We start from the raw sequence: 10,211 nt of genomic DNA, 5'->3' as shown, positions 1-10,211 counted from the left end.
GCGGTGCACCATGGTCATCAGAAGGGAATCATCCATCGGGATCTCAAGCCCACCAACATTCTCGTGGACGCCGGCGGACAGCCCAAGGTGATCGATTTCGGAGTGGCCCGCTCCACCGATTCCGATCTGGCGGCCACGATGACCTCCACCGGCCAGCTGGTTGGCACGCTGCAGTACATGAGTCCCGAGCAGTGCCAGGCCGATCCCCAGGACATCGACACGAGAAGCGACGTCTACGCGCTCGGACTCGTCCTCTACGAGATGCTGTGCGGCCGGCTCCCCTACGAGGTGTCGGGAGTCCCGGCCGACGAAGTCATTCGGGTGATTCGGGAAAGGCCGCCGGCCCGCCTGAGCAGCACGGCAAGGCACCTTGGGGGAGACCTGGAGACGATTGTCTTCAAGGCGCTGGAGAAGGATCGCCGGCGCCGCTACCAGTCCTCTGCCGAGCTGGCCCTCGATCTCCGGCGGTACCTTCGCAACGATCCGATTCTGGCGCGGCCGGCAAGCGCCGCCTACCGGACCAGGAAGTTCGTTCGCCGGCATCGCTTCGGAGTCACGGTGGCGGCGCTGTCCATCATCGGCCTTCTCGCCTTCGGCGTCACGATGGCCATGCAGGCCCGCCGGATTGCGCGCGAAAGGGACCGGGCCAGCGTCGAGGCGGCCAAGGCCACGAAGGTCTCGGAATTCCTGGTGAATCTCTTCTCGTCGATCGATCCTGCCCGCGCTCGGGGGAAGGAGGTGACCGTCCGTGAAGTCCTGGACACCGGCCGTAAAAAAATCCAAGACGAGCTCGGATCGAATCCCGAGCTCCAGGTACCCCTCCTGTTGACCCTCGGGGCGGTCTACAGGGAGCTGGGCGTATACGAGCCGGCGCAGCAGCTCCTGGAGGAGGCGGCGAGCAAGTCCCGCGCTCTCAATGGACCAGATGCGCGCGAGACAATCCGCATCGAAGACAATCTCGCCATGACGTTTTTCAGAGCCGGGAATGGGAAACGGGCGCGACCGATGGCGGAATCCAATCTGGCCCGCTGCCGGGCGGCTTTCGGTGATGATGACAAGATGACGCTGATGCTCATGAACGATCTCGGGGTCGTCGATTTCAACCTGGGGCGCGACCAGGAGGCCGAGGAGATCCTGCGCGAAGCCGTGGAGCGGTCCCGCCGCGTGTTCGGCCCGGAGCACCCGCGGACTCTCACCGCCATGAACAATCTATCGCATACCCTATTGGATCTTTATCGCTACCAGGAGGCCGAATCGCTGTGCCGGCAGACGCTGGAGGCACAGAGGAGAGTCATCGGATCGGATGATCCCGAGACCATCCACACTCTCCAGACCCTCGCTTCGATTTTCAATGCGACCGGCCGCTACGCCGAGGCGGAGAAGGCGCATCGCGAAGCCTATGAAATCCGCCGGCGCGAGCTCGGAGAGGAGCATCACCTCACGCTCGACGCGCTCGACGGCGTGGCGTCGGCCCTCATCAACCAGCACAAATTCAAAGAGGGGGGAGCCCTCGAGGAGAAGATCGCCGAGATCCTCACGAGGACCTCCGGTCCCGATGACCCCGGCACCATTGGAGCCCTCGAAGGCGTAGCGCTTGCCGAGGACGCCGATGGACGTCACGAGCACGCCCGGTCGATTCTCGAGGATCTTCAGCTGCGCTACGAGCGAGTCTGGGGGCCCAATCACCAGCAAACCATGATGAATGAGGGCAACCTCGCGACAACGCTGGCGCATCTGGGGCAGTTTGCCGAGGCCGAGCGCATGCAGCGAAAGCTGCTCGAAGCGGGCCGTGGCCTGGGCCCGTCCAATCCAATCACCCGATGGGCCCTTCATGGCCTCGCTGATATCGCGGCGCTGCGCAGTCGCAGGCACGAGGCCGTGGACTATGTGCGCCAGGCGCGGGCGGCGGGCGAGCCCCTCGCCGATCTCCTGGCAGACCAGGATCTCAAGTCCCTGAGCGGCTACCCTGAATTCGAGCAGCTCATTGCCGCGATGAAGGCCGGCGCACAGAAGCCCGCAGCGGACGGCCGGTAACCCCTCCCTCACCGCCCCACCCCCCATCCAGGCCATCCACCATCTACCCCCCCCTTCATGCACCGTTCCGAGCCGTCTGTCGGCTTTCCCACAGGGTTTCCGTTTTCCTGAATGGAGGCCGGGAAAGGCCTCGTTCCGGATTCTCAGTTCATCAGGGCGGTGGGTTCTACGCCCGGCTCTTTTTCAAGCGCCCCGGCGCTGGAGGTCAGAATGAAGCCCATGCGTGGTTCCGAGAGTAGCTCGATGCGCGCCAAACGCTCGAGCGCGATGCTGCTCCTGGTTGCACTGATCGGAGGTCTGGCGGGAGTGCTGCCGGCCCACGCGGCCATTCCTCCCGGGACCGTCAACTATCAGGGGGTTCTGCGGGACCAGAATGACGTTCCTCTCAGCGGCACCTATGACATGGTCTTCCGGTTCTGGGACGATCCGGCTGCCGGCAACGAGATTCTCGTGGACACTCACACGGCGGCGCTCGGAGGCGCGATAACGGTCGCCAACGGGCTGTTCAGCGTGGCGCTCGGCTCGGGAAACGTCACCGACGGAAGCGGGCCGGGAACCTTCACTTCGCTGACTGCGGTCTTCCGCGATAACGGCTCGGTCTGGCTGGAGATCCAGGTCGGGGCCGAAACTCTGAGTCCCCGGACCAGGTTCCACTCCTCCGCGTTCTCACTCAATTCCACGTATCTCGACGGGAATCCCGGCAGCTACTACATCGATACCTCGTCCTTTCCGCAGGAGAAGGACGGCGAGCTGGACCTCATCAACAATGCGGGGGGCCTCGCCCTCGACGCCGAGTCCTTGGGAACCGCCATCTACGCCTACGGGGCAAACGGATACGCGCTTCTGGCCGAAAGTGTCGGCGGAGAGGCGGGACACTTCATTGGGAGTGTAAGCGCATCGTGCGGAATGGGTGGATGCAGGGCGGTCTCCGGAGTGGGGGCACCAGGGTTCGGAACCGGAGTCTATGGTTCCGGACTGATCGGTGTTAATGGGACAGGAAACACTGGGGGACGGTTCGCATATTCGGGTGGCGGCACCTTCCCCGCCTTGGCCGATATTTCTACGTCGACCGCCGGCATCAGCACCACCGGCGGCGATTTCGGCGGCAACTTCACGACCGGCAAGCCTGGATCGACGGGCGTTTTCGCTTTCGCGGCGAACAAAGGGGTTGATGCGATCGGCGGCCTCATCGGCGTGAATGCGTCGAGCAGCGGCGGCACCGGTGTCAGCGGATCGGGCGGCACCTTCGGCGGCTCTTTCACCGGCACCGGCGCCGGGTCGATCGGAGTTTACGGGTCGGGAACCGACAAGGGGATCCGGGGAGACGGTGGAAATTACGGCGCCTATTTCCAAGCCACCGGTCCGGGCTCCTACGGCCTGCACGCCGACGGGGTGCACACCGGAGTTGAGGCGTCGGGTCAGACCCGGGGTGCCTATTTTTCCGACACCGCCGGGGACAATGCGACCCTGGCAGGCAACGGGCTCGGAATCAGCGCCTCGTCCACGGGCAACATCGGCTCCTACTTCTCGAACGGCAGTCCCTTTTTTGGCTATACCCAGATTCCTTACTACGACGTGGGCGTTCTCTCCTATGGTTCCAATGCCGGGGGGTGGTTCCAGGCCTTCTCCACGGGGCTTCATGGGGTGGTTGCCTTCTCGTCGTACAAAATCATGGGCAATGGAGCCGTCAGCTTCGTCCAGAACCATCCCACCGATCCTTCCAAGGTGATCGTCTACGTCGCCCCGGAAGGGGACGAGGCCGCGGTCTACACGCGCGGCTCGGGCAAGCTCGTCAACGGAATAGCGCGCGTGAAACTGGGGGAGACCTTCGCGATGGTCGCGAACCCCGACATCGGGCTGACCGCCACCACCACGCCGCGTGGCGAGCCCATCGCGCTCGCCGTCTCCGACGTGAGCCCGACCGAGCTGGTGGTCCGCGGGCCGGCCGGCTCCTCCGCGGAATTCGACTACATGGTTTGGGGGCTGCGCATCGGCTTCGAGGAGCAGAGCATCGTCCAGCCCAAGAAAGAGGACTCGAAGATCCCATCGATGCATTTCCACGAAGAGTTTTTCAAGGAAGATCCGACGCTCCGGAAGTACACCGCGCTGGAGCGCTTCAAGGGAGTCGAGGAGTCTGTCCACGGAAAGAAGACGCTGGACCTGGCGCGGGCCGATCACTTGAGAGAGGCCGTGGGCGTGTCGCCCTACCACGAACCCTCGGAGATGGCCCACGATCCCAAAAGGCTGGCCGCCCTCGCTGTTGCCGCGGGACCGAAGCCGGAGGCCGCGCCTGCACAGGCGTCTTCCCCCGATGCGTTGAAGGGGAGCGGAGCAGCCCAATCCCCGACAACGGAACCCTCCCTCACACAGGAAACGCTACCCGCTGTCCGACCGACGCCACCGGTGCTCGATCTGTTCACCCGCGAAGGCGCCCTGGAGGCCGGCGACGTGGTGGGCCTCGACCCGAACGCCCCCGGATCGGTCAGGCGAAGCAACGGCGCGAGCGACGCTCTGGCAATCGGCTGCGTGCAGCCAACAGACGTCGCGTCCGGCGATTCGGGCCAGCTTCCGCCTGTCGGCCCCGTCGCGGTGGCCACCAGCCACGTGGCCCTGTGCCGGGTGGACGCCTCGTACGGGGCGATCGCGGTCGGCGACCACCTGAGCCTCTCGCCGCAGCCCGGGCTGGCGATGCGGGTCGATCCCGGCATCCCCGCGGCGATTCCCCTCGGGCGTGCCATCGATCCGCTGCCCTCCGGCGTAGGAATGATCCGGGTGCTTCTGGGAGGCATCTAGCCATGCGGCGCGGCCTGCTCGCTCCGCTTGGTATCCTGGCGCTTGTCGTCCTGCTCGCCGCTTCGCCTGTGGCGGCGCAGAGCAGCACCAGCTACAAGGTCCAGGGATCTTCGTTCGACAATGCCGGCGACCCCACGAATGGCGTGGCGCTGGGCTCGGCGCATTTCCACCTCAAGCTCGATTCGATCGGAGGCGACCTCGCCGCGACGGCGGTCTCCAGCGCTTCCTTCCATGCCGACGAGGGCTTCGTGGATCTCTACCGCCCGGCCGGGGAGGTGACGGGGGTGCGATTCACCAATCCGACGATCCTGCAATGGAATGCGGAGCCATCGGCCCAGTGGTACGAGGTCTACCAGTCGGCGTCACTGCCGGGCACCTTCGGCACCTGCTACGCCGGCGACCTGACGACGACCAGCCTGGCGGATGCCACGACGCCGGCGATCGGCTCCAGGTTCTACTACCTGGTCACGGCCCGAAATCGGCTGAGGCAAGAAGGGACCAAGGGCTTCGGATCCACGGGCACGGAGCGGACCAACACGCTGCCTTGCCCTTGACCATGATGCATTCGCGCGCCGTGAGTCTCATCGGCTGCGCACCATGAAAATGCCCGTGATGGCGAGGTAGGGACCGGACATGTGGCCGCCGACCACAATTCCGGAGTCATAGCGCGGGCCAGCCGGGTCGGGTCCTCCGTCGATTTTCCGGGGGACCCGACATCGATTGCGGGGTCGCGGCCTTCCTTGCCTCCCACCCTCTACTGCACCTTGCGTTTTCTCCCCGGAAGTCCTTTCTCTGTGTTGACAAGCACGCGATCCGGCGGTATAAAAAGCCCCTTATTTTCCAGGCTTCGGGGGGGAAATGTCCGACTGGCTTCCGCAAGTTGCCTCGACGTACGGCCCGCGGATCGATAACCTCTTTTATATCGTCCTGTACCTGACCGGCGGCAGCTTCATCATCACCGAGGCCCTGCTCCTCTATTTCGCCGTCCGCTACCGCTACCGGCCCGACCGGCGCGCCCATTACACTCACGGGAACTCGACCCTGGAGGTCGTCTGGACGATCGTCCCGGCGGTCGTGCTGGTCATCCTGACGGTGATGAGCAAGTCGGCCTGGGACGAGGTGAAGCACACCTGGCCCGAAAGCGACGTCAACCTGGTGATTACCGCCAGCCAGTTCAACTGGGAGGTGCGCTACCCGGGCGCCGACGGCAAGCCCGACACCGCCGACGACGTCATCCTGAACAACGAGATGCATGTCCCGGTCGGCAAGCCGATACGCATCCAGCTGCGCTCCAAGGACGTCATCCACAGCTTCTTCCTGCCCAACATGCGGCTGAAGCAGGACGCCGTCCCGGGGCTGACGATCCCGGTCTGGTTCGAGGCGACCAGGACGGGAGATTTCGAGATCGCCTGCGCCGAGCTGTGCGGCTTCGGGCATTACACGATGCACGGCGTCCTGACGGTCCATTCGCTCGAGGAATACAAGACGTGGCTGGAGGAGGCGATGAAGAGCGCCGCCCCCGCGCCGGATGCCGCGGCTTCCGAGGGGCCCGCTTGATCCGCACCATGGAGATTTGCGAACGATGAGCCACGCCGCAGCCGCCACGCACGATCACGCCGCCGCCCACGATCACGGTCCCACCAGCTTCTGGACCAAGTACATCTTCTCCCAGGATCACAAGATCATCGGCATCCAGTTCATGCTGATGAGCTTCCTTTTCATGATCCTGGGCGGCTTCCTGGCGATGATGGTGCGCTGGCAGCTGGCCTACCCCGACAGCGCGGTGCCGATGGCCAGCCTCTTCCCGAAGGGCGTCCTGGAGGAAGGGCACATCACGCCGCCGGTCTACAACCAGCTCTTCACCATGCACGGGACGATCATGATCTTCTTCGTGATCATCCCGATGCTCACCGGCGCCTTCGGAAACTACCTGATCCCCCTGATGATCGGCGCCCGGGACATGGCCTTCCCGAAGCTGAACATGCTGTCGTACTGGGTCTTCATCCCGGCCGGCATCATCATGCTCTACAGCTTCTTCGTGCCGCAGGGGCCGGCGGCCGCCGGCTGGACCAACTACCCGCCTTTGAGCTACGACCCGCAATGGACCGGAGTCGGGAAGGGGCAGACGCTCTGGCTCGTGGCGCTGCTGATCTCCGGGACCTCCTCGATCATGGGGTCGCTGAACTACATCACCACGATCGTCAACATGCGCGCGCCCGGGATGTCCTTCTTCCGGCTGCCGCTGTCGATCTGGGCGCTGTTCGTCACCGCCATCCTGCAGATGATGGCGACGCCGGTGCTGGCTTCGGCCCTCGGGATGCTGCTGCTCGACAAGACGCTGGGGACGCATTTCTTCGCACCGACGGGAGGCGGGCAGGTCATCCTGTGGCAGCACGTCTTCTGGTTCTATTCCCACCCGGCGGTCTACATCATGATCCTGCCGGCGATGGGCTTCGCCTCGGATGTCATCGCCACCTTCGCCCGCAAGCCGATCTTCGGCTACAAGGCGATGGCCTACTCGATGATGGGGATCGCAGGCTTGGGCTTCATCGTCTGGGGCCACCACATGTTCCAGAGCGGCATGAACCCGACGCTGGGCACGGCCTTCATGATGTCGACCATGCTGATCGCGGTTCCCTCGGCCATCAAGACCTTCAACTGGCTGGGGACGATCTGGCGGGGGAACATCCAGTTCACCACCGCCATGCTCAACGGCCTGGCGTTCGTCGCCATGTTCATCATCGGCGGGCTGTCGGGGATCTTCATGGCGAACGCCCCGGTGGATCTGTACATCCACGACACCTACTTCATCGTGGCGCACCTGCACTACGTCCTGTTCGGCGGCAGCATGTTCGGGATCTTCGCCGCGGTCTACTACTGGTTCCCGAAGATGTTCGGCCGGCGCATGAACGAGGCGGTGGGGAAGATCCACTTCACCCTGACGTTCATCTTCTACAACATGACCTTCTTCCCGATGCACTTCATCGGGGCCGGCGGCATGATGCGCCGCATCTACGACCCGACGCAGTACGAGTTCCTGAAGAAGTGGCAGCCGATGAACGTCTTCATCAGCCATTCCGCCTTCATGCTCGGGGCCTCGCAGCTGATCTTCATGGCCTTGTTCGTCTACAGCATGTTCAAGGGAAAGAAAGCCGACCGGAACCCATGGCACGCCAACTCGCTCGAGTGGGTGGCTGATTCGCCGCCGCCGCACGGGAACTTCGACCAGATTCCCACGGTGCACCGCGGTCCTTACGAGTACTCCTCGCCCGAGACGAAAGAGGACTACTACCCGCAGAACGCGCCTTCGGCGCTTCCCGCCGGCGCTCCCGCCCGCGTTCATTGAGGCGGGATCGTGCTCCGCTATAACGCTCCGCTCCACCGCTTCGCGGGCCTGACCGCCTTCTCCACGCTGCTGCTCCTCACCGCCGGGGGGCTGGTGACCAGCACCGGCTCGTCGCTGGCCGTCCCCGACTGGCCGCTGTCCTTCGGCCAGGTCTTCCCGAAGATGGAAGGCGGGGTCCTCTACGAGCACGGGCACCGGATGATTGCGACGGCGGTGGGCCTGCTGACGACCATCCTGATGATCTGGCTGCTGCGCGCCGAGCCGCGACGCTGGGTGCGGCGGCTGGGCGTTGCCGCTTTCCTGGCGGTCGTGGCCCAGGGGCTGCTCGGCGGCATCACCGTGCTGCTTCGCCTGCCGCTTCTGGTCTCGATGGGGCACGCCTGCCTCGGTCAGGGCTTTTTCTGTATCACCATCGCTTTGTGGCTGGCCACGTCGCGCGAATGGGTGGCGCCCCCTCCGGTGCCTCGTCCCGACGACGGGATCCCGGGGCTGCGGTCCCTCGCCGTCATGACGACGGCCATCGTCTTCCTGCAGCTGATCCTGGGGGCGCTGGTGCGGCACACCGGCTCGGGCCTGTCGATCCCCGATTTCCCACTTTCTTTCGGCCGCCTCGTGCCTCCGGTGCTGGAAGGGCCTATCCTGATCGCCTACCTGCACCGCCTGGGGGCGGTGGCCGTCACCTTTTATGTTGCCTGGCTCGTGGCGCGCATCCTCACCGGCCATCATGACGAAGCCAGGCTGCTGCGGCCGGCGCTGGCGCTGTCGGCGCTGCTGGTGTTGCAGATCACGCTCGGAGGGGCGACGGTGCTGATGCAGCTCGCGGTGATTCCGGCGACGTCGCACGTGGTGACCGGGGCCCTGGTCTTGGGCACCACGCTGCTGATCACGATGCGGGTCTTCCGGCGCGTGGCGCGGCGCTCCGTCACGGAGGCGGCAGGCGTCGCCAAGGAAGCAGGGGCGGTGGCGTCGCCCGCGGGAGTGGCGCGATGAGCGAGCTGACGCAGGTCCGCGAGGTCGGCGAGCCGGTCGAAAGGGCCGCCGCATCCTGGTCGGATTATCTGGAGCTGACCAAGCCGCGGGTCACCTCGCTGGTGGTGGCGACCACGGCCTTCGGCTTCTATCTCGGCAGCCGCGGCGCCGTCGATCCGCTCCTGCTGTTCCACACGCTGCTCGGCACGACGCTGGTGGCCTCGGGGACGAGCGCCTACAACATGTACCTGGAGCGCGACTGCGACGCCCGGATGCAGCGCACCCGGCGGCGGCCGCTCCCCGACGGCCGGCTGCGGCCGGTCCAGGCCCTGGCTTTCGCCACGCTGATGTCGGTGGCGGGAATCCTCTACCTGGCGACCGCCGTCAACCTGCTCACGTCGCTTCTGGCAATCGCCACGCTGGCGAGCTACATCTTTCTCTATACCCCGATGAAACAATGGAGCGCGCTGTGCACGCTGGTTGGGGCGATCCCGGGGGCGCTGCCGCCTTTGGGCGGATGGGCCGCGGCGACGGGGGATTTGAGCGCGGGGGGCTGGAGCCTGTTCGCCATCCTGTTCCTGTGGCAGCTGCCCCATTCGCTCGCCATCGCCTGGATGTACCGGGACGATTACGAGCGCGGCGGCTTCCGCGTCCTGCCGGTGGTCGATCCCGAGGGCGGAAGCACGGTGCGGCAGATCGTGGCCAATGCACTGGCTTTGATTCCGGTCAGCCTGACGCCGGTCCTGCTCGGCGTGGCCGGAATCTGGTATTTCTACGGCGCGCTGCTTCTGGGAGTGGCGCAGGCGGTGATTTGCCTGCGGCTGGCGAAGACACGCAGCCGCGTGCACGCCCGCGGCGTCCTTCTTGCCTCGGTGGTCTACCTCCCGGTCCTTCTTTTCCTGATGGCGCTGAACCGTACCTGACCGGCGCCGCGAACGGATATCGGCCATGAAGATAGGCGTCAATCCGCCTTCGGATCCCTTTTCGGGCAAGAACCGCCAGCTGATCGTCCGCCTCCTCATCCTGATCGCGGGCCTGGTGCTGTTCTCCTTCGCCTACGTTTTCTGTC

General features: G+C 65.1%; 7 protein-coding genes. All 7 read left to right on the top strand.

From position 1 onward, the window contains the following. A partial coding sequence (locus tag VFW45_05165; protein ID HEU5180158.1) for a serine/threonine-protein kinase occupies positions 1-2,034 on the top strand: 2,034 nt, incomplete at its 5' end. A 243-nt stretch (positions 2,035-2,277) separates the two neighbouring features. After that, positions 2,278-4,827 (top strand): hypothetical protein, encoded by a 2,550-nt coding sequence (locus VFW45_05160; GenBank protein ID HEU5180157.1) that lies wholly within the window; start codon positions 2,278-2,280, stop codon positions 4,825-4,827. A 2-nt stretch (positions 4,828-4,829) separates the two neighbouring features. Beyond that, positions 4,830-5,381: a hypothetical protein gene (locus VFW45_05155; GenBank protein ID HEU5180156.1), complete on the top strand. Its 552-nt coding sequence runs from the start codon at positions 4,830-4,832 to the stop codon at positions 5,379-5,381. A gap of 304 nt (positions 5,382-5,685) precedes the next feature. Beyond that, on the top strand, positions 5,686-6,384 hold the full coding sequence (gene coxB, locus VFW45_05150) for a cytochrome c oxidase subunit II (protein ID HEU5180155.1): 699 nt from the start codon (positions 5,686-5,688) through the stop codon (positions 6,382-6,384). Between the two features lie 25 nt (positions 6,385-6,409). Continuing rightward, entirely contained in the window at positions 6,410-8,173 is a 1,764-nt protein-coding gene (locus VFW45_05145; protein HEU5180154.1) for a cbb3-type cytochrome c oxidase subunit I, read from the top strand. A gap of 9 nt (positions 8,174-8,182) precedes the next feature. Then, complete coding sequence (locus tag VFW45_05140) at positions 8,183-9,163, top strand: COX15/CtaA family protein (GenBank protein ID HEU5180153.1); 981 nt, start codon at positions 8,183-8,185, stop codon at positions 9,161-9,163. Next, complete coding sequence (cyoE, locus tag VFW45_05135; GenBank protein HEU5180152.1) at positions 9,160-10,065, top strand: heme o synthase; 906 nt, start codon at positions 9,160-9,162, stop codon at positions 10,063-10,065. The genes VFW45_05140 and cyoE overlap by 4 nt, the downstream gene beginning before the upstream one ends. Positions 10,066-10,211 lie beyond the last annotated feature (146 nt).

The organism is Candidatus Polarisedimenticolia bacterium, assembly GCA_035764505.1.
GTDB lineage: Bacteria > Acidobacteriota > Polarisedimenticolia > Gp22-AA2 > AA152 > AA152.
This window is presented reverse-complemented; position numbering and strand designations above follow the sequence as displayed.